Below are 18010 nucleotides of genomic sequence, written 5' to 3' on the forward strand. Positions count from 1 at the left end.
GCGGCTTGGTTAACGGCTCTTATTCAAGAGGCGTGCCAAGCGGGCTCGACGGAGCTGCAGGCTGAGCATTTTCTGCAGATTTGCGCGCGAGGCGCTGGCGCGCGGCCTCGATCCGCTCGTCCACCGCGGCACGGCGGCGCTCGGCCTCGGCGGCCTCTGCAGCGCGCGCATCGGCGGCCTCACGGGCGCGGACGAGATCGCTGGCGGTCTGGTCGGCAATGCGGGTGAGGCCGGCGACGAAGTGCTGCGTCTGGCGCAGCTCGCTGCCGTCACGCGCGTTGCGGCGCAGGCGATAGGCCTCGATCAGCGCGGCGGTGCGCGCTTCGAGGTTGCTGACCTGGGCGAGCGTGGCTTCGGCCCGCGCGGCTTCGACGAGCGCGGTCTGGCGGGCGATACCGCGCAGGCGCTCAAGCCGGCGCAGGCGCTTCAGCTTGGTGCGGTCCGCGCTGCTCATGCCGCCATCAGCGCGGCGAGTTCAGCCACGCTACGGTCCATCGGCACGACTTCGCGCTGCGGCTGACTGAGGAACTGGGTAAGCGCGCCGTGCATGGCAATGGCGCGATCGAGCTGTGGATCGGCACCGGCACGGTAGGCGCCCATCAGGACGAGATCGCGGTTTGCCTCGTAATTTGCGATCAGCGCACGGAAAGCGCGGGCATCGGCCTGGTGCAACGGGTCGACGATATCGTTCATCACGCGGCTTAATGAGGCGGCGATGTCGATCGCGGGATACTGGCCGCGCTGGGCGAGATCGCGCGAGAGGACGACGTGGCCATCGAGGATCGCGCGGGCGGTATCGACCACCGGGTCGTCCTGATTGTCGCCGTCCGCTAGCACAGTGTAGAGCCCGGTGACCGAACCGCCGCTCGCCGCCGAATTGCCCGCGCGCTCGACCAGCTTGGTGATCGTGGCGAGCGCGGAAGGCGGGTAGCCGCGCGCGGCGCCGGGTTCGCCGAGCAGCAGCGCGATCTCGCGGCCTGCGTGGGCGACGCGGGTGAGGCTGTCCATGATGAGCAGGACCTGATGCCCGGCGGCGCGGAAGTATTCGGCCATCGAGGTGGCGAGCATGGCGCCGCGGATGCGCAAGTTGGGGGCGTGATCGGCAGGGACGGCGACGACCACGCTGCGCGCACGGCGGGGACCGGACATGTGCTTCTCGACGAAATCGCTGACTTCGCGCGCGCGTTCGCCGATCAGGCCGACGACGACGATCTCAGCCTCGGTGCCGTGGGCGATCATGTCGAGCAGGACGGATTTGCCGACGCCTGAGCCCGCCATGACGCCAATGCGCTGGCCGACGCCGAAGGTTGTGAGCGCATTCAAGGCGCGCACGCCGACATCGAAGGGTTCGCGCACGGGCGCACGGTCGAGCGCACCGGAGCGCACGCCGCCGGAGGGCCATTCCGCGCGGGCGGCGATGGGCGGGCCACCATCGATGGGCAGGCCCTCGCCATCGACAGCGCGGCCGAGGAAGGCTTCGCCGACGGGAAGCATGCCGGGCTTGCCTTCGGGGCGCACGCGCGCGCCGGGGCGCAGCAGCACGGTATCGCCGAGCAGCATCATCAGCATGCGCCCAGCCCGAAAGCCGATCGTTTCTGCGAGCAGGGAGCCGGATCCGTGCGCGATGCGGCACTGGGCGCCAATGGGCAGCGAAAGCCCGCTGACTTCGAGCAACCCGCCATCGCAGGCGGTGACGAGACCGTAGCGGCGCGGGGCGAAATCGGGCTGGGCCTCTTCGCAGCGGGTGAGGAGGGGGATTGCTGTGTTCAGCATGCGGAGAGCGCATCGCTGAGCGCGCGGGCCCAGGTGCCGGGGCCGTCCTCGACACCGCCGGCGCTGCCTTCGATGCGCAGGGCGCCGCGTTCGAGCGCAGGGTCAGGCTCGAAGTGCCAGTCTTCGGGGAGGCGGGCGGCGAGCAGCGCGAGGTCTTCGGGGTGGAGGCGGATGACGCGTTCGTCCGCAGCGCGCGCAAGCATGCCTGCGGCGATCTTGACGCGCGCGGCGAGGGCTTCCTCGTTTGCGGCATATTCGCTGAGCAGCGGGGCACAGAGCGCGAGGACGGTATCGCGCAGGCGGGCTTCGAGTTCGCGCGTAAGATCGGAGTCGAGGCGGCCGAAGGCGAGTTCGATCCTCTCTCGGGCGGCGTCCTGCTGGGCTAGCGCTTCGGTGAAGGCGGCTTCGGCATCGGCGGCGCCTTGCGCATAGCCGGCGGCAAAGGCGCGGGTTTCGGGGTCTTCCTCAGGCCCGGCGGGCAGCACGGTTGCCGGGGGCGCGGCCTCGCGCACGAAGCGGCGGTCCTCGCGGAAACCGCCCGGGACGAGGCCGAGTTCCGCAAGGGAAAGCACGCGCACGCGTTCAGACATAGTCGTCGTCGCCCGCGCCAAACACGATCACGCCTTCGGCAGCGAGGCGGCGAGCGGCGGTGACCACGGCCTTCTGCGCCTCGACCACCTCGGCCATCTTCATGCGGCCGCGCGCATCGATCTCGTCGCGCACGCCTTCGGCGGCTCTGCTCGACATGGCGCGGAAGAAGCATTCGCGGGTTTCGGGCGCGATGCCCTTGAGCGCGGCGATGAGCGTGTCGGAATCGACTTCGCGCAGCAGCGAGCCCATCGATTTCTCGTCGAGCACAAAGAGGTGCTCGAACTTGAACATCTCGTTCTCGATGGCCTTGGCGAGCTGTTTGTCCGCCCGCGCGATCTCGGGCATGACGCGCCTCTCGACCGCGCGGACCGAGGCGTTGATGATATCGGCCGCCTCGCGCGGGCCGCCCATGGTGAGCGCGGCGCTGCCGTGGCATTCGGTGATGCGCTGGGCGAGGAGGTCTTCGAGCATGGCGATGGCTTCGGGCGCGACGGGGCCGAGCGTGGCGATGCGCTGGATCACTTGGGGCTGGAGCGCTTCGGGCAGAGCGTGGAGCACGCCCGCGGCGACATCGGGATCGAGCTGGACGAGCAGCACCGCCAGCGCCTGCGGATGCTCGCCCTGCACCAGCGGCACCAGCGCGTGCGGCGTGAGCCAGCGGGCGAGTTCGAGGCTGGAGCCGGGGCGCGGCGCATCGGGGGCGATGCGCTGCATGAGATTGTCCGCCTTGAAGTCCCCCACCGCGCTGGTCATCAGGTGGCGCACTTGATTGACCCGGTCATTGGCGCCGATGGTGACTTGCGCCGCATTGTCGACGAAGCCCTGCAGGGCCTGCGTAATCGCATCGGCATCGATCTCGCCGATTTCGCACATCTTCGCGCCGAGCAGGCGCAGCTCGGCGGGTTCGAGCTGGGAGAGCAGGGTCGCGGCATGGTCGTCGTCGAGCAGCATCATCATGACGGCGGCGCGGGTGGGGCCGCTGATTTCGCCGGCTGACGGGTTCTGGGCCTCGGTGGTCATTCCATTCCCTCGGGCGCGGGTTCGTTGAGGAGCTGGCGCAAGGCGTTGAGCGCGCTGTCGGGTTGTTCGGCGACGATGCGCTGGGCGACACCGACCTGGCGGCTGAGCGCATCAGGGTCGATCTCGCCGGTTTCGGGATCGACGATCGGCTCGATGCGCTGGATCTTCTTGCGGCGGCGGCGGGCAGGAGCTTCTTCGCCGCCTTCGTCGTCCTCGCTCGATTCTGCGGATTCGCCTTCTGCAGCCTCTTCGCTGTCCTTGACGATGACGGGCGCGGGATCGCGCTTCAGCGCCTTGATCAGGGGGCGCACGCCGAGGAGGAGAGTGAGGAGCACCGCGAGCAAGGCCACGACATTGCGCACGATAATCGCGAACCACGGGGTTTCCCAGAACGCGGGCGGGGTGACAGCAATGGGGCTGAAATTGCGCACCACGACCGCGACCTGATCGCCGCGCGCGGTATCGGCACCGACGGCGGCGGCAACGAGCTGCTTGATCTGGTCGATCTCGGCGGGTTTGGCCTTGGCCATGATCGCGCCGGAAAGCGCGACCGCTACCGAGAGGCGCTTGATCTTGCCGGGGGTCTGGTTGGTGACGGCAACTTCGCGGCCGAGTTCATAGGTGCGCGCGGAGGAGCTTTCGCCGGTGGCCGCTGGCGTGGCCGCTGCGCTGGGGGTGGCGCCCGGAGTGGGCTGGGCACCGGGCGCGCCGGGCTGTGCGGTGGTGGGCGGCGGCGGGGTGTTGGAAAGGACGCCGGGGACGCCTGCCGCAGTGCCTGCGCCCGCACCCTGGCTGGCGGACTGCGTTTCGCTGCGGACCACGCCCTGCTTGTCATAGCTTTCGCGCGCGGAGGTGAGCTGGTCCATATCGAGATCGACCTGGATCTCGCTGGAGAAGTTACCCTCGCCGAGCATGGGGGTGAGGAGCTGCGAGACCTGGCTGCGCAGCTTTTCTTCCATGCGCGACTGCAGATCGAGCCGGTCGGTATCGCCGGGCTTGGCCGAGGAAAGCAGGCGGCCGTGCTGATCGATCACCTTGACCGCATCGACGGAGAGCGAAGGGACCGAGCCGGCGACAAGATTGACGATGGCGCTGACCTGGCTGTCCGCCAGCTGCCGCCCCCGCGCGAGCTTGACCATGACCGAGGCGGTGGGGGCGGCATTGTCGCGCACGAAGACGGACTTTTCCGGTTCGGCGAGGTGGACGCGCACGGCCTCCACGCCGTCGATCTGCATGATCGTGAGTTCGAGTTCGCGCTCGCGTGCGGCGAGGAGGCGTTCGCCTTCCAGGGTGCGGCTGGCGCCCATCGGCAGCTTGTCGAGCATCTGCGCGCCGGTTTCGGGCGTAGCGAGGGCGCCATCGGAAGCGGCAACCATGCGCGCCTTGTAGAGATCGTTCTCGCCCACGGTGACCGCGCCGGTGGCGTTATCGATGGTGTAGGCGATGGATGCCTTGTCGAGCGCGGCGACGACTTGCGCGCGCTCGCTGTCGCTGAGATCGCTGTAGAGAATGCGCTGCGGGGCGGGGGCCATGGCAAGGTAGAGCAGCGCGGTGAGGCCCGCGGCGGAAACGCCGGCGAACCACGGCAGCGCACGGCGCACCGGCGGTTGGCCGAGGAAGGCGCCGGTGCGCGACAGCATCGAGCCGCCGGCCGGATCGGTGAGCGGGGCGAAGAGCGAGAGGCTGGTTGCGGCGGGTTCAGCCATTTATCAGACCCCCATCCTCATGATGTCCTGGTAGGCGGTGAGCAGCTTGTTGCGCACCTGCAGCGTGGCCTCAAAGGCAACGCCGGCTTCCTGACGGGCGAGCATGACCTTGGCGATGTCGGTAACCTCGCCCTTGTCGTAGCCTTCGCTGAGCTTCGCGGCGTTTTCCTGCACCGCGTTCACGTTATCGAGCGCGGATTTGAGCGCCGAGGTGAAACCATTCGCAGGCGCTTCCGGCGCAGGTTCAGCCGCGCCGGCTGCAGGCGTCCGCACCTGCTGGAGGAGCTGCGAGCGATCGATGATCTGCTGGCGCAGCGCCATGATCTGCTGGAGGCCCCCAGCACCGCCAGCGCCGCCAATGCCCCCCGGCCCGCTCATCGCCGGCTACCGGCGACGGCGATGCCGTTCTCGCGGAATTCGGCGAGGCGGTAGCGCAAGGTGCGTTCGGATATGCCGAGCTTGCGCGCAGCAGCGACGCGGCTGCCGCCGCAGCTATCGAGTGCGGCGAGGATGGCGCGGGTTTCGGAAAGCTGGACGATGTTGGACAGCTTGCCGCCCGGCACCGTGGTGATGCCGGGTGCGGGATCGGCGCTGACAGCTTCGCCGGCGGGGCGCACCGGACGGTCGAAGACGACATGCTGCATGCCGATCTCGGGCGCGTCTCCGGCAAGTAGCAGCGCGCGGCGCATGACGTTTTCCAGTTCGCGAACATTGCCGGGCCAGGCGTGGGCTTCGAGCATGGCAAGCGCGGCCTCGCTGATCCATGGCACCGGGCAGCCAGCAGGCACATGGCGCAGCACCATGGCGAAGGCGAGCGGCGCGATATCCGCCGGGCGGTCGCGCAGCGCGGCAAGTTCGAGCGGGAAGACGTTGAGGCGGTAGAACAGGTCGGCGCGGAACCGGCCTTCCTCGACTTCGGCAGGGAGATCGCGGTTGGCGCAGGCGATGATGCGCACGTCGACCTTGACCGGCCTGGTGGCGCCCAAGGGCACAACTTCGCCTTCCTGCAGCACGCGCAGCAGCTTGGCCTGGAGTGCGAGGGGCATCTCGGCGATCTCGTCGAGCAGCAGCGTGCCGCCGTGCGCGGCGCGGAAGAAGCCCTCGGCGGCGGCATTGGCGCCGGTGAAGGCGCCCTTCTGGTGGCCGAACAGCATGGCCTCGAGCATGGTCTCGGGCATGGCGGCGCAGTTGATGGCGATGAAAGGGGCGGCCGCGCGCGGCGAGCGCAAGTGGATATAGCGGGAGAGGACTTCCTTGCCGGTGCCGGTCGGGCCATTGATGAGCACCGGGATTTCGGCCCCGGCAAGACGCTCGGCCAGCGCGAGGATCGAAAGCGTTTCGGGATCAGCGGCAACCGGGCTGCCCGGAGGCGCGGCGCAGGCGACGAGCGCGGCGAGCACGGCGGGATCGGCGCTATCGGCATAGGACAGTTCGTGCCGGCCGCCGTGGCTGCGCGTGATAGCATTGGTGGCGGCGCGCGACAGCAGCACCGTGCGATCATGAAGCCCGGGGGCGGCGGGCGCATCGACGCTGCGCAGAGTGTAAGTGCCCGCCGGGGTAAAACTGCCCAGGACCGACCTTGCCCGGGCGAGCAAGGCGGCGTGTGCTTCCCCCCTTTCACCGGCGGGACGATCTGCGACCACGCGGGTGGTCTGATCCTTGTTCATGATTTCAAGCCCTGTGTTAACCATCGTGCAGGGCCATTTGTCGCGCGAAAACGTCAAGCGGGCCGAAACTTTAAGCTCCGCGCCTGCCCTAAGGGTAACTCCGTAAGTCCGGCAGATCGCTGCCGAAGCCCCCCTTAAACCCGGCAGCTTCTTGCCGGTCTTTGCCGTGGCTGCCGCGTCGATCCCCGACCGGCGTCAACCGGGGAACGACCCCTCTCATACGGAGACAGACCATGGCGGTTATCAATACCAACATCAGCGCGATCAAGGCTGCCAATGCTTCGAACAGCGCGGCCAAGATGGCCGGCACGGCGATGGAACGCCTTTCGACCGGCAAGCGCATCAACGGCGCGAAGGACGACGCAGCCGGCCTCGCGATTGCCACCACGATGACCTCGCAGATCAAGGGCATGAGCCAGGGCGTGCGCAACGCCAACGACGGCATCAGCCTGGCGCAGACCGCGGAAGGCGCGCTGAACGAAGTGACCAACATGCTGCAGCGCGTCCGCGAACTGGCCGTGCAGTCGAAGTCGGGCACCTACCAGCAGTCCGACCGCGACGCGATGCAGTCGGAAGTCGGCAACCTCAACGCCCAGATCTCGGACGTGCTGAACAACACGAAGTTCAACGGCAACGCCGTGTTTGCCGTGGTCGGTGCGGCCCCGGCCGCCAACGGTTCGGACGACGCGACGTTCTCGATCCAGACCGGTGCGAACACCACCGACACGGTCGACATCGTCTCGAAGGCGTTCGATGGCACCAAGTTGTTCGGCGGCACGCTGACGGCCTATGACTCAACCGCTGCGACGCAGGCGCTCGATGTCTCCTCGACGGCCAATGCCTCGACCACGATCGACAACGTCGATGCCGCGCTCGCCAACGTCAACTCGACCCGTGCGACGCTCGGTGCCGGCCAGAACCGTCTTGAATCGGCGGTCAACAACCTCAACGACAACATCACCAACCTGTCCGACGCCCGTTCGCGGATCCAGGACACCGATTACTCGGCCGAAACGACGCAGATGGCCAAGGCCCAGATCCTGAGCCAGGCCTCGACCGCGATGATCGCGCAGGCCAACCAGAGCCAGCAGAACGTGCTCTCGCTGCTGCGCTAAGTCCTGAAGTCCCTGCCAGCCCGCTCTCCACCGGGCTGGCACCATCGCCCGGCGATCCCTCCACGGATCGCCGGGTTTTTGGCGTGTTTTTTCGGCAGACGCGGAAGGCGGCGCCAGCCCGCTTCGGCGATGCCGAAACAGCCATCACCGGAGCTTCAGAACTCTTGGGAGTGTCGCGCCGAGCACGGCGAGCATTTCGGGGGCATAGGCGCTGCTGTTGGCTTCGAACTCGGCCTGGGTGATGCGGTCTGCGCCCTGCGCGCCGAAGAGGACGACTTCATCGCCCAGCTTCACGTCGCGGTGATCGGTGACGTCGACCATGAGCGTGTTCATGGTGACGCGGCCGACAACCGGCGCGCGGCGGCCGCGGATGAGGACTTCGGTGTGGTTCCTGGCCTCGGCGGGGAATTCGGGCCGGTTGGCGTGGCTTAAGCCGCGGCGCACCCCGTCCGAATAGCCGATCGGGATATTCGCCAGCCAGCTTTCGCGCTCGAGCCGGAAGGTGCGGTCGTAGGCGACGGTCTGGCCGGCGGGGTAGTGATTGACCGCCGCGACGCGCGACTTGATCGTGGGGACGGGAATGAACGCGCTGGTCTTGACCGAGCCGGGATCGCCATAGAGCGCCCCGCCGACGCGGACCATGTCGAGCCGGGTATCGGGCTGGGTCAGCGTGGCGAACGTGTTGGCGGTGTGGCGGGTGAGGCCTTCGGCCTTGAGGCCTTCACCTTGCAGCCAGGCGAGATCTTCCTTGTAGCGCGCGAGCTGGCCGAGAATGTCGGGCGCTTCCTCGCTGGGGTAATGCGTCATCATGCCGGCGATGCGCAGGCCTTTGAGGGCGAGCATCGCGCGGGCATCGGCCTTGCCGTAGTCGGTGGAAAGCTCCACCCCGTTGCGCGACATGCCGCCCGCGTTGAGCGCGAGGTGGACGGGGAGCGGGAAGCGCGGGCGGCGCTGGCGCCAGAGCGCTTCGAGCCGGGCGGCGGCTTGCGGGTTACCGATCAGCTCGACAAGGCCGGTGCCCATGGCGTCTTCCATTTCCTCCGGCGCGGCGAGGCGGATACGGTAGAGCCGGCCGCGATAGCCCAACTGGCGCGCGACGCGGGCCTCGTCGTTGGAGGTGATCGCGACATCGGTGATCCCGGCAGCGATGACCGAACGGATCAGGAGCGCGATGCCGTTGCCATAGGCATCGGCCTTCATCACCGCGCAGATCCGCGATTGGCCGATCATGCCGCGCAGCGTGGCGATGTTCTTCTCGAAGGCGGCGGCATCCACTTCGATCCACCCGTTGCGCCGCTGCGCAGCCGCGAGGGTGATGCCGAAGTTGGTGGTGGAGAGGATCGGTGCGGCGGCGGCGCGGGTGGCGGCCATGGCGGTGCCCGCAGCGGCTGCGGCCAGAAATGTGCGCCTGTGGATCATGCCCTTGTACCTCGCCCTGTTGGTGCGCGCAGGCTAGGCAGGATATTGTCACAGGCGCAAGGGGCCGGGCGAAGCTGCCCCTCCCCCACCGCTTACCCGTTCCGGGGAGGTTTCTCAGTTCATCAGCAGGATGCTCATCCGCCGGTTGCGGGGGTCGGTCGGGTCGTTGGCGATGAGGGGTTCCTGATCGGCGACGCCTTCGATGCGGCGGAAGCGTCCTTCGGCGATGCCGCTTTTCATCAGGGCGAGGCGGGTGGCCTCGGCGCGGCCGGCGCTCAGCGACCAGTTGTTGGCGGGATCTCCGGGTTTCCACTGCAAGGCATCGGTGTGGCCGCGCACGGTGAGGCCGCCGTTATCGGGCCCGAGCGCCTGGCCGATCGCGCGCACGAGTTCGGCCGCCTCGGGGGTGAGGATCGTGGTGCCGAGGCGGAACATCGAGAACTTGGCGTCGTCCATGAGATCGAGGCGGATGCCCTCGGGCGTCTGCGTGACGCGCACCTGCCGCGCGAGCTTGCGCAAGGTCTGGCTGGCGGCGAGCTTCTGCTGGAGCCGCTGCTGGAGGCTGGCGGTGCGCTTGGCCTTGGTGCCGCCGTCCTTGGGGCCGCCGGTGGCATCGCGCGGGATCGTCAGTGTCTTGGTGCCGGTCTGGCCGGCGCGGTACTGGTAGCTGTCGGTATCGGTGAGCGAGGAGCCGCCGAGCAGGCCGTAGGAGCCGGCGCTGCCTTCCTTCATCTTGACCAGCGTGGGCGTGAAATAGTCCGCAATGCCCTTGCGCTGCTTCTCGGTGGTGGCGCCGAGCAGCCACATGAGCAGGAAGAACGCCATCATCGCGGTCACGAAGTCGGCATAGGCGACCTTCCACGCGCCGCCGTGGTGGCCGCCTTCGACGACGGTGACTTTCTTGACGATGATCGGGCGGACGGGTTCGTTCTTGCCCTTGGGAGACTTGGCCACGGGTTAGCGTCCGCGCAGCGCGTCGAGCAGTTCGGAAAGGCCCGGGCGGAACGAGTGGCCGAGGCCGGAGCGCGCGCTTTCGACGACGAGGGGCTGCGGCCAGCCGTGGAGGCTCGCGATGATCACCTGCTTGACTGCCTGGAAGATCATCTCGTCCTGATCGAGCACCTGCTTGAGCCGGCCTGCGAGCGGGGCGACGATGCCATAGGCGAGCAGCACGCCCATGAACGTGCCGACGAGCGCGGAACCGATCATCGCGCCCAGGATCGAAGGTGGCTTGTCGATCGAGCCCATGGTCTTCACCACGCCGAGCACGGCGGCGACGATGCCGAGCGCGGGAAGGGCGTCGGCGAGGTTCTGCAGGGCGTGCTGCGGCTCGCTCATCTCGTGGAAGTGCGTCTTCATCGCGTGGTCCATCACGTCCTCGACGGCGTGGACCTCGAGCGTGCCCGAGGACACGACGATGAGGGTGAGCGTATCGCAGATCAGCGCGACGAGCGGCTTGTTGGCGAGGATGCGCGGAAATTCGGCGAAGATCGGCGAATTTGCGGGATCGGTGACGTGGCTTTCCAAAGCGACCGGGCCGTCGCTCCTGAGGATCTTCATGAGGCGCGTGCAGAGCACGATGGCGTCAACATGGTCCTGCTTGTTGTGCTTGGGCCCCTTGAACACCTTGCCCAGTCCGCCGCCGATCGCCTTGATCTCATGCAGTGAATTGCCGGTGACGACGGCGCCCAGAGCCGCGCCGCCGATGATCAGCATTTCGTGCGGAATGGCCTCCATGACCGGGCCGAGCGCGCCGCCCGTGATGGCGAAGCCCCCGAACACCATGACGAGGAGAATGACGATACCGATGGCAGCATACATGGCGGTCTATGGTCCCGGAGTTGCGCGAGCGTCAGCGCAGGAAATCGAACAGCGAGAGATTGGCGAGCTTTGAGAAGCTGGCCTGGCTCGCTTCGAGCACGGTGGAAAGCTGTTGCAGGCGGGCGAGCGTGGAGCCCAGTTCGGGCGTGCCGATATCCTCCTGCTGCGAGGCGCGGGCCTCGCTCATTGCCTGCTGGCGCTCGGTCGAGAGGTCGATCCAGCTCAGCCGCGAGCCGACCACGGTCTGTGCGGTGGTGATCGCATCGAGCCCGTTGGCGAGCGAGCCGAGCGCGGCCTGCGCCGTGGTGGCGGTGCTGGCCGCGCCGCTTGTGAGCGCGTCGGAGAGCGCCTTCACCACCGTCAGCAGGTCGGTCTGGTTGCCGGCTGGGTCCTTGAAGGAGAGGAATTCGGGGCCGGTGAGGCTGCGGCTGACCGTCTGGCCGTCACCCAGCGAAAGCTGCCCGGCGCTGCCGCCGCCGATGTATTGCGCGGCGCCGGTGGCGGGGTCGATCTGATAGGCATCGCCGGGACTGTCACCGCCGAACAGGGCGTGGCCGGCGCTGTCGCGCGCGTTGGCGAGGCCAACGAGGCCCTGGTGGATCTGCGCGAGTTCGGAGGCGATGCTGGCGCGCTGCGCGGGGGGCAGCAGCGCGGAGGCGGCCTGCGTAGCGAGTTCCTGCGCGCGGCTGACATAGGTGGCGAACTGGTTCAGCGCGGTATCGGTGAGATTGAGATCGACGGTGGCGCGGTTGGTTGCGGCGGCATCGATCGTGCCGAGCGATTCCGACCGTGCGAGGGCACGCAGCTGCGAGGCCGCCAGCGGATTGTCCGAGGACTTGGTCAGCTTGCTGTTGGAGCTGATCTGGTTCTGCAACTCCTCCGCCTGCCCGCGCAGCGCCGAAAGGTTCTGCGTCGAGCGTTCGTAGAAAGCGGACGTGTTGGTGGCGAAGATGCTCATGAGGTGCCTACCGGATCTGGAGCAGCGAATCGAACAGCGAAGCCGCGACCTGCATGACCCGGCCCGAGGCCTGGAACGCTTGCTGGTAGCGGACGAGATTGACGCCTTCGGTGTCGAGATCGACGCCGGTCTGGGCCGCGAGCGCGGTTCGCGCCGCGCCCGAGATCGTGGCGAGCGCATCGCGCGTGACAGTGCGGCCCGAGACGGTGGCCGAAATATCGAACAGGATCGCGTCCATCCGGCCGGCGGGATCGGCAACCGATAGCGACGCGCGCATCGCATCGAGATTTCCGGCATCGCGGCTGTTCTTGAGTGCGCCGGCAGGGGCGGTGGCGATCTTCGCGGGATCGCTGGTGGCCAGCGCGATCGTGGCGGCGGTGCTGCCGGTAAGGAGATCGGCGCCGGCGGCGCCATCGCGGTCCGTGCCAAGACCTTGCGCGTCGTTGACCCGGGTGACGATGGTATCGGCGAGATCGTCGAGATCGCCCCTGAGCTGGGCGAGCTTGCCCAGCGCAAGTTGCTGGCCGGCGAGCGAGCCGCCCGCAAGCGTGAGCGCGGCGCCATCAAGCGTATAGGCGAGCGTGCCGTCGGCGGCGGTGGTCATGGCGAGCATGCGCGTGGCGCCCCCGCTGACGAGCGGGTCGTTGGTGGCCGTATTGCCAAGCGTGACGGTGACGCTGCCATCCTGCGCGAGGCTGGTGGTGATATCGCCGTACTGGCTGAGATCGGCGAGGAGCTTGTCGCGCTGGTCGAGCAGCGCGGTCTGGTCGGAGCTTGCATCCGCCGCGCGGGCCAGCCGCATGTTTGTGCGCGCGAGTTCGCCGGCAATGCGGTTGACTTGCGTTACGCCGTCCGATGCTTCGAATTGCAGGCCCTTGCCGACCGCGTCCATTTCCTTGGCGGCGATCTGGAAGGTGGCACCCATCGTGCGCGCGGCCTCGATCACCGAAGCCCGCAGCGAGGTATCGACGGGATCTTCCTTGAGCTTCTGCAGCGCGGCATCAAAGCCGGTGATGGCCGGATAGACGCCGGACTGTTCGAGCGCGGATTCGATGTTGCTGAGGCCGTTCACTTCAGCGTTGGCGCGGGCGGTGTCCGAACCGGTGCGGCGCACTTCGCTCTGGCGGAAGGCATCGGCGTTGCGCACGATCTTTTCCACCCGCACGCCCGAAAGCGAGACGTCGCGCACGTTCTGGTTATAGCCGGTGGAGGCGACTTCGGTGAGGCCGATGGAGCGGCGGACATAGCCTTCGGTCGCCGCATTGGCGATGTTCTGCGCGGTGACATCGAGCCCGATGCGCGCGGCCTTTGCGCCCGAAAGGCCGATGGACAGAAGGTCGGAGGCCATGGCTTATCCTTCCTTCGCGGTCGGCGCTGCAGGGGGCAGCAGCTTCGCAAACTGGGCTTCGAGCTGCCGGGCGAGGCCGAAGGTGCCGGCCTGCGCAGCGATGTCCGCAAAGCGCTCGTCGCGCATCGCGGTGAACGTTTCATTGGCCTGGCCGCCGAAGATCGGATCATCTCCGGCGAGGCTGGTGGCGCGCGCGGCGGCGAGCATCTGGCGCACGAAGATCGCCTCGAAGCCTTGCGCGGCCTTCTTGAGCGCCGCGCGGTCTGCGGCCGACGCGGTGGTTGCAGTGGTTGGCGCGAGCGGGCTCATATGACCTCCATCTCGGCCCGTAGCGCGCCGGCCTGCTTGAGTGCCTCGAGGATCGCGACGAGATCGGAGGGGGTGACGCCGAGCTTGTTGAGCGCATCCACAAGGCTGGAGAGCGAGGCGCCGGGCTTGAACAACGCGACGTGGGCTTGGCCTTCCTCGACATTGATCTGGCTCGACGGGGTGACGGCGGTCTGGCCCCGGCTGAACGCGCCGGGCTGCGAGACCTGCGGCTTCTCGTCGATCTTCACGACAAGCTTGCCGTGGCTGATCGCAGCGGGCGAGAGGCGCACCGCGCTGTTGATCACGACCGTGCCGGTGCGGCTGTTGACGATGACCTTCGCTGCGGTTTCGGCAGGCTGGACCTCGATCATCTCGATCGAGGCCATCATCGTCGCGCGCGTGTCGGTCGCCGCGGGCAAGCGGATGGCAAGGGTGATGCCGTCTTCCACGGTGGCGGCGCCGGGGAAGCGCGCGTTGACCGCATCGCGCACGCGGCTGGCAGTGAGGAAATCGGCATTGAACAGATTCCAGCGCAGCACTTCGCCGCTGTCGAACCCGGTGGCGACTGCGCGTTCGACGCTGGCGCCTTCGGCGATGCGGCCGACGGTGGGGACGTTGACGGTAAGCTGGCTGCCGTCCTTGCCGGTGATGCCGAGGCCGCCGACAGCAAGATTGCCTTGCGCCATGGCGTAGATCTGCCCGTCCGCGCCATAGAGCGGGGCAAGGATCAGCGCACCGCCGCGCAGGCTCTTGGCCTTGCCGATGGTGGAGACGGTGACGTCGATCCGCTGGCCGGGCTTGGCAAAGGCGGGGAGATCGGCGGTGATGAGCACGGCGGCGGCGTTTTTGAGGCCGGGGGAGATGCCCTGCGGCAGCTGCACGCCGAGCCGGCCGGAGACCCCGCGCATCGCCTGCGTAATGTATTCGAGGTTGTCGTCACCCGTGCCGGGCAGGCCGACGACGACGCCGTAGCCGGTGAGCTGGTTGGTGCGCACGCCCTGGAATTCGCCGAGATCGCGCACGCGGTCGGCGTGCGCGGGTGCGGGCGCGAGGGTGATCGCGGCGAGCAGGGCGACGAGGGCCTGGAGGAGGGGAGCGCGGGCCATGATCAGAACGGATTGATCGCGCTGAAGAACTTCGACAGCCAGCCTTCGCGGCTGGCGCGGCCGATCGAGCCGTTGCCGGTGTAGGTGACGCGCGCATCGGCGACTTGCGTGGAACGCACGCGGTTGTCCGCATCGATATCGCCGAGGCGGACGATGCCGGAAAGCTGCACCCATTCCTGGCCCTGGCTCAGCAGCAAGCGCTTTTCCCCTACAACGAGTGCCGTGCCATTGGGGCGGACTTCGGCGATGGTGACGGATACCTCGCCGCCGAGCGTGCTCGTCTGCGTGGCATTCCCCTGTCCGTTGAACGACGATCCGCCCGACGCTTTAAGGGCATTGGGATCGAGGAAGGACAATGGCCCGGCGGTGGGGGGCACCACGTTGAAGGCGCCGTTCTTCTGCGTCTTGGCCGCGGCGCTTTTCGAGGCGTTGAGCTGCTCGGTCAGGATGATCGTCAGGGTATCGCCCACGGCATGGGCACGGCGGCCCTCGACGAGACCGATATATCCGGCCGAAACGTTGAAGATCGCGCCGTCTGCCGGGCGTGGCGCAGGGGCCTGTGGCAGCACCGGCGCGAAGCCTTCGGCCGGGCGCGTGGGGCGGCTATGCGCATGGCTGGCGGGCAGGATGGCGGCGAGCACCACGGCGGGCGGCACCAGCAGGCACACCAGCAGGCGCAGACCGAGTGGCTTGCCATCGGCAGACGCGCGGAAGGCGGCATCGAAGGGAGAATCCATCATCGGGCTGGTGTCCATCACAGTGTCTGGTTGGCGTTCTTGAGCATTTCGTCGACCGCCGAGATCATCTTGGAATTGACCTCGTAGGCGCGCTGGGTCTCGATCATGTCCACCAGCTCCTCGACGACGTTGACGTTCGAGCTTTCGAGGAAGCCCTGCCGGATGCGCCCGCGCCCGACTTCGCCGGCGATGCCGATCTGCGCGGCGCCGCTGGCGGCGGTTTCGGTGAGGAAGTTGTCGCCGCCCGCCGCAAGCCCCGCCGGATTGGCGAAGCTCGCGATGGTGATCTGGCCGAGCTGCGAGGGCTCTGCAGTGCCGGGGAGCGCCGCCGAGACGGTGCCGTCGGGCGCGATGGTGATCGAGGTGGCGCCTTCGGGGATCGTCACCGGCGGCTGCACGACATAGCCCTGTGCGGTGACAAGCTGGCCTTCCGCCGAGCGGCTGAAATTGCCTGCGCGGGTATAGGCGAGTTGGCCGCCGGGCAGCGTGACCTGAAAGTAACCCTCGCCATCGAGCGCGAGATCGAGCGCGTTGTTGGTGGTCTGAAGCGGCCCTTGCGTGGCGATGCGCGTGGTCGACTGGATGCCGACGCCGGTGCCGAGATTGAGCCCGGTGGCATAGGCGGTCTCGCCCGAGGACTGCTGCCCGGCGGTGCGCGCATCCTGATAGGCCATGGTCGCGAAGTTGGCGCGATCGCGCTTGAAGCCGGTGGTACCGACGTTGGCGAGATTGTTGGCGATCACGCGCATCCGCGTGTCCTGTGCCTCAAGACCGGTGCGGGCGACGTGAAGGGCTGAGGAGGGCATGGGGGTCAGGTCCTTGGATTAGCTGGCTATCTGGGAGGGGCTATCAGGTGAGGCGCATGAGGCCGGCGCCGCCTTCATCGAGCTCGCGCGCGGTCGAGATGAGCTTGGTGCGCATGTCGAACAGGCGCTGCGCCTCGACCATCTCGACCAGCACGCGGGTGGGCTCGACATTGGACTGCTCGAGGCTGCCGGGCTGGAGCCGGGCTTCCTCGTCAGCGGGCAGCGCGCCGCCGCCAGGGACGCGGAAGAGGCCGTCGAGCCCCTTCTCGATGCGCGAGCCGGCTGTGCTGACGAGCTTGATCCTGCCGACTTCCTGCGGCGGCTGATCCGGCGCTTCGGGGAGGGCGGCGAGGACGCGGCCATCAGGCGCAACGGTGATCCTGGCGCCCGGCGGCACGGTGACCGGCCCCGCATCGCCGACGACCGGGCGGCCATCGCCATTGGTGAGGAGGCCCGTCGCATCGACCGAAAGATCGCCGCGCCGGGTATAGGCTTCCTCGCCGTCCGCGCCCTGCACCGCCAGCATGGTTCGTCCGGTGAGCGCCACATCGAGCGGGTTGCCGGTCTCGATTAGCGCGCCCTGCTTCATGTTGGCGCCGCGCACTTCGCCGCGCGTCATGGCGCGGGCCTCGATGCTGGGGCCCTTCAGCGTCATTGGATCGGCGTTCAGCATCTCGGCACGAAAGCCGATGGTCTGCGCATTGGCCATGTTGCTGGCGATCACTTGCTGGGTGACCATCGAGCCGGTGAGGCCGGAGTAGGCGGTGTAGATCAGGCGGTCCATGGCGCTAGCTCAGCCTCAGGTGCGCAGGTTGATGATGGTCTGCGAGATCTGCGTGGCGGTATCGATCGCCTTGGCATTGGCCTGGAAATTGCGCTGCGCGGTGATCAGGCCGACCATTTCCTCCGAAAGATCGACGTTCGAGCGCTCGAGCGCGCCCGAGAGGATGCCGCCGTAGAAGCCCGAGTCCGGCGCGCCATAGGTCGCCGCGCCCGAAATGCCGGTGGCGCTCCAGTTGGACGAGCCTTCCTGGCGCAGCCCGCCCGGCGACAGGAAGGTGGCGAGCGCGACCATGCCGACGGGGGTGTTGGTGCCATCGGCATAGGAGGCCGTAATCAGGCCGTTCTTGCCCACCGCGACGCCGGCAAACTGTGCGCCACCGGCGTTGGTGGCCGGGATCTGCACGGATTGCGGCGTGGTGCCGGTGACGACGCCGGCGGCGTCGGTCGGGAAGACCTGCAGGCGATTGCCATTTCCGCGCACGAGATAGCCGTTCTCGTCGATCTCGAACGCGCCGTTGCGGGTGTAGAGCGTATCGCCCGAAACGGCCGACTTGGTGGTGAAGAATCCATCGCCGTTGACGACGAGATCGAGCGCATTGCCGGTCTGCTCGACCGGCCCCTGCTGGAAGTTCTGATTGATAGACTCGACCGTAGCGCCGATGCCCATGATCAGCTTCGGATTGGTGAAGGCGCTGCCCGCGACGATATCGGCGAAAGCGACGGTGCTCTTCTTGAATCCGTTGGTTTCGGCATTGGCAATGTTGTTGCTGATCACGCCGAGATCGGTCTGGGCGTTCTTGAGGCCGTTGAGCGAAGTATAGAACGACATGGGGAAGTCCTTTCGAGAAGCG

General features: G+C 67.8%; 19 protein-coding genes. 1 reads left to right on the plus strand and 18 read right to left on the minus strand.

What is annotated here, in order from left to right:
• Positions 1-19: 19 nt before the first annotated feature.
• Genes Q0082_RS13185 through Q0082_RS13215 form a run of 7 tightly spaced genes read right to left on the minus strand, consistent with a single transcriptional unit; the run spans position 20 to position 6757 of the window.
• Complete coding sequence (locus Q0082_RS13185) at positions 20-454, minus strand: hypothetical protein (RefSeq protein ID WP_298193360.1); 435 nt, start codon at positions 452-454, stop codon at positions 20-22.
• Entirely contained in the window at positions 451-1773 is a 1323-nt protein-coding gene (locus tag Q0082_RS13190; protein ID WP_298193363.1) for a FliI/YscN family ATPase, read from the minus strand. Before Q0082_RS13190 ends, Q0082_RS13185 begins: the two co-directional genes overlap by 4 nt.
• Entirely contained in the window at positions 1767-2363 is a 597-nt protein-coding gene (locus Q0082_RS13195) for a FliH/SctL family protein (protein WP_298193366.1), read from the minus strand. The genes Q0082_RS13190 and Q0082_RS13195 overlap by 7 nt, the downstream gene beginning before the upstream one ends.
• Complete coding sequence (locus Q0082_RS13200; protein WP_298193369.1) at positions 2356-3384, minus strand: flagellar motor switch protein FliG; 1029 nt, start codon at positions 3382-3384, stop codon at positions 2356-2358. The genes Q0082_RS13195 and Q0082_RS13200 overlap by 8 nt, the downstream gene beginning before the upstream one ends.
• Complete coding sequence (gene fliF / locus Q0082_RS13205; protein ID WP_298193372.1) at positions 3381-5090, minus strand: flagellar basal-body MS-ring/collar protein FliF; 1710 nt, start codon at positions 5088-5090, stop codon at positions 3381-3383. The genes Q0082_RS13200 and fliF overlap by 4 nt, the downstream gene beginning before the upstream one ends.
• Positions 5091-5093: 3 nt before the next feature.
• On the minus strand, positions 5094-5468 hold the full coding sequence (gene fliE, locus Q0082_RS13210; RefSeq protein ID WP_298193374.1) for a flagellar hook-basal body complex protein FliE: 375 nt from the start codon (positions 5466-5468) through the stop codon (positions 5094-5096).
• Positions 5465-6757, minus strand: coding sequence for a sigma 54-interacting transcriptional regulator (locus Q0082_RS13215; RefSeq protein ID WP_298193376.1), 1293 nt, complete (start codon positions 6755-6757; stop codon positions 5465-5467). Before Q0082_RS13215 ends, fliE begins: the two co-directional genes overlap by 4 nt.
• Positions 6758-6990: 233 nt before the next feature.
• On the opposite strand from Q0082_RS13215, the gene Q0082_RS13220 reads away from it, so the two are divergent.
• Positions 6991-7872 carry a flagellin gene (locus Q0082_RS13220; RefSeq protein WP_298193378.1) on the plus strand — a complete coding sequence of 294 codons (882 nt, stop codon included), beginning with the start codon at positions 6991-6993 and terminating at the stop codon, positions 7870-7872.
• Positions 7873-8016: 144 nt separating this feature from the next.
• On the opposite strand, the gene alr is transcribed toward Q0082_RS13220, so the two are convergent.
• The 11 genes from alr to Q0082_RS13275 form a co-directional block, all read right to left on the minus strand.
• Positions 8017-9291 carry an alanine racemase gene (gene alr / locus Q0082_RS13225; RefSeq protein ID WP_298193380.1) on the minus strand — a complete coding sequence of 425 codons (1275 nt, stop codon included), beginning with the start codon at positions 9289-9291 and terminating at the stop codon, positions 8017-8019.
• 114 nt (positions 9292-9405) lie between these two features.
• A complete protein-coding gene (locus Q0082_RS13230; RefSeq protein WP_298193382.1) occupies positions 9406-10245 on the minus strand; it encodes a flagellar motor protein MotB in 840 nt (279 codons plus the stop codon).
• Between the two features lie 3 nt (positions 10246-10248).
• Positions 10249-11112 carry a flagellar motor stator protein MotA gene (motA, locus tag Q0082_RS13235; protein WP_298193384.1) on the minus strand — a complete coding sequence of 288 codons (864 nt, stop codon included), beginning with the start codon at positions 11110-11112 and terminating at the stop codon, positions 10249-10251.
• 31 nt (positions 11113-11143) lie between these two features.
• Positions 11144-12070 carry a flagellar biosynthesis protein FlgL gene (locus Q0082_RS13240; RefSeq protein WP_298193385.1) on the minus strand — a complete coding sequence of 309 codons (927 nt, stop codon included), beginning with the start codon at positions 12068-12070 and terminating at the stop codon, positions 11144-11146.
• 7 nt (positions 12071-12077) lie between these two features.
• Entirely contained in the window at positions 12078-13418 is a 1341-nt protein-coding gene (gene flgK, locus Q0082_RS13245) for a flagellar hook-associated protein FlgK (protein ID WP_298193387.1), read from the minus strand.
• A gap of 3 nt (positions 13419-13421) precedes the next feature.
• Positions 13422-13727: a rod-binding protein gene (locus tag Q0082_RS13250; RefSeq protein ID WP_298193390.1), complete on the minus strand. Its 306-nt coding sequence runs from the start codon at positions 13725-13727 to the stop codon at positions 13422-13424.
• A complete protein-coding gene (locus Q0082_RS13255; RefSeq protein ID WP_298193393.1) occupies positions 13724-14833 on the minus strand; it encodes a flagellar basal body P-ring protein FlgI in 1110 nt (369 codons plus the stop codon). Before Q0082_RS13255 ends, Q0082_RS13250 begins: the two co-directional genes overlap by 4 nt.
• 2 nt (positions 14834-14835) lie before the next feature.
• Positions 14836-15573 carry a flagellar basal body L-ring protein FlgH gene (locus tag Q0082_RS13260; protein WP_298193395.1) on the minus strand — a complete coding sequence of 246 codons (738 nt, stop codon included), beginning with the start codon at positions 15571-15573 and terminating at the stop codon, positions 14836-14838.
• A gap of 14 nt (positions 15574-15587) precedes the next feature.
• Positions 15588-16376: a flagellar basal-body rod protein FlgG gene (gene flgG, locus Q0082_RS13265; RefSeq protein ID WP_298193397.1), complete on the minus strand. Its 789-nt coding sequence runs from the start codon at positions 16374-16376 to the stop codon at positions 15588-15590.
• Between the two features lie 43 nt (positions 16377-16419).
• Complete coding sequence (gene flgF / locus Q0082_RS13270) at positions 16420-17160, minus strand: flagellar basal body rod protein FlgF (RefSeq protein ID WP_298193399.1); 741 nt, start codon at positions 17158-17160, stop codon at positions 16420-16422.
• Positions 17161-17175: 15 nt separating this feature from the next.
• Positions 17176-17988 (minus strand): flagellar hook-basal body complex protein, encoded by an 813-nt coding sequence (locus tag Q0082_RS13275; protein ID WP_298193402.1) that lies wholly within the window; start codon positions 17986-17988, stop codon positions 17176-17178.
• Positions 17989-18010 lie beyond the last annotated feature (22 nt).

Source organism: Novosphingobium sp. (assembly GCF_027489515.1).
Taxonomy (GTDB): Bacteria; Pseudomonadota; Alphaproteobacteria; order Sphingomonadales; family Sphingomonadaceae; genus Novosphingobium.

Coding starts and splice junctions, on each gene's coding strand:
- alr (WP_298193380.1), bottom strand. CDS start 9,291: ATGATCCACAGGCGCACATTTCTGGCCGCAGCCGCTGCGGGCACCGCC.
- Q0082_RS13255 (WP_298193393.1), bottom strand. CDS start 14,833: ATGGCCCGCGCTCCCCTCCTCCAGGCCCTCGTCGCCCTGCTCGCCGCG.
- Q0082_RS13200 (WP_298193369.1), bottom strand. CDS start 3,384: ATGACCACCGAGGCCCAGAACCCGTCAGCCGGCGAAATCAGCGGCCCC.
- motA (WP_298193384.1), bottom strand. CDS start 11,112: ATGTATGCTGCCATCGGTATCGTCATTCTCCTCGTCATGGTGTTCGGG.
- Q0082_RS13275 (WP_298193402.1), bottom strand. CDS start 17,988: ATGTCGTTCTATACTTCGCTCAACGGCCTCAAGAACGCCCAGACCGAT.
- fliF (WP_298193372.1), bottom strand. CDS start 5,090: ATGGCTGAACCCGCCGCAACCAGCCTCTCGCTCTTCGCCCCGCTCACC.
- Q0082_RS13215 (WP_298193376.1), bottom strand. CDS start 6,757: ATGAACAAGGATCAGACCACCCGCGTGGTCGCAGATCGTCCCGCCGGT.
- Q0082_RS13185 (WP_298193360.1), bottom strand. CDS start 454: ATGAGCAGCGCGGACCGCACCAAGCTGAAGCGCCTGCGCCGGCTTGAG.
- Q0082_RS13220 (WP_298193378.1), top strand. CDS start 6,991: ATGGCGGTTATCAATACCAACATCAGCGCGATCAAGGCTGCCAATGCT.
- fliE (WP_298193374.1), bottom strand. CDS start 5,468: ATGAGCGGGCCGGGGGGCATTGGCGGCGCTGGCGGTGCTGGGGGCCTC.
- Q0082_RS13260 (WP_298193395.1), bottom strand. CDS start 15,573: ATGATGGATTCTCCCTTCGATGCCGCCTTCCGCGCGTCTGCCGATGGC.
- Q0082_RS13250 (WP_298193390.1), bottom strand. CDS start 13,727: ATGAGCCCGCTCGCGCCAACCACTGCAACCACCGCGTCGGCCGCAGAC.
- flgF (WP_298193399.1), bottom strand. CDS start 17,160: ATGGACCGCCTGATCTACACCGCCTACTCCGGCCTCACCGGCTCGATG.
- Q0082_RS13195 (WP_298193366.1), bottom strand. CDS start 2,363: ATGTCTGAACGCGTGCGCGTGCTTTCCCTTGCGGAACTCGGCCTCGTC.
- flgK (WP_298193387.1), bottom strand. CDS start 13,418: ATGGCCTCCGACCTTCTGTCCATCGGCCTTTCGGGCGCAAAGGCCGCG.
- Q0082_RS13190 (WP_298193363.1), bottom strand. CDS start 1,773: ATGCTGAACACAGCAATCCCCCTCCTCACCCGCTGCGAAGAGGCCCAG.
- flgG (WP_298193397.1), bottom strand. CDS start 16,376: ATGCCCTCCTCAGCCCTTCACGTCGCCCGCACCGGTCTTGAGGCACAG.
- Q0082_RS13240 (WP_298193385.1), bottom strand. CDS start 12,070: ATGAGCATCTTCGCCACCAACACGTCCGCTTTCTACGAACGCTCGACG.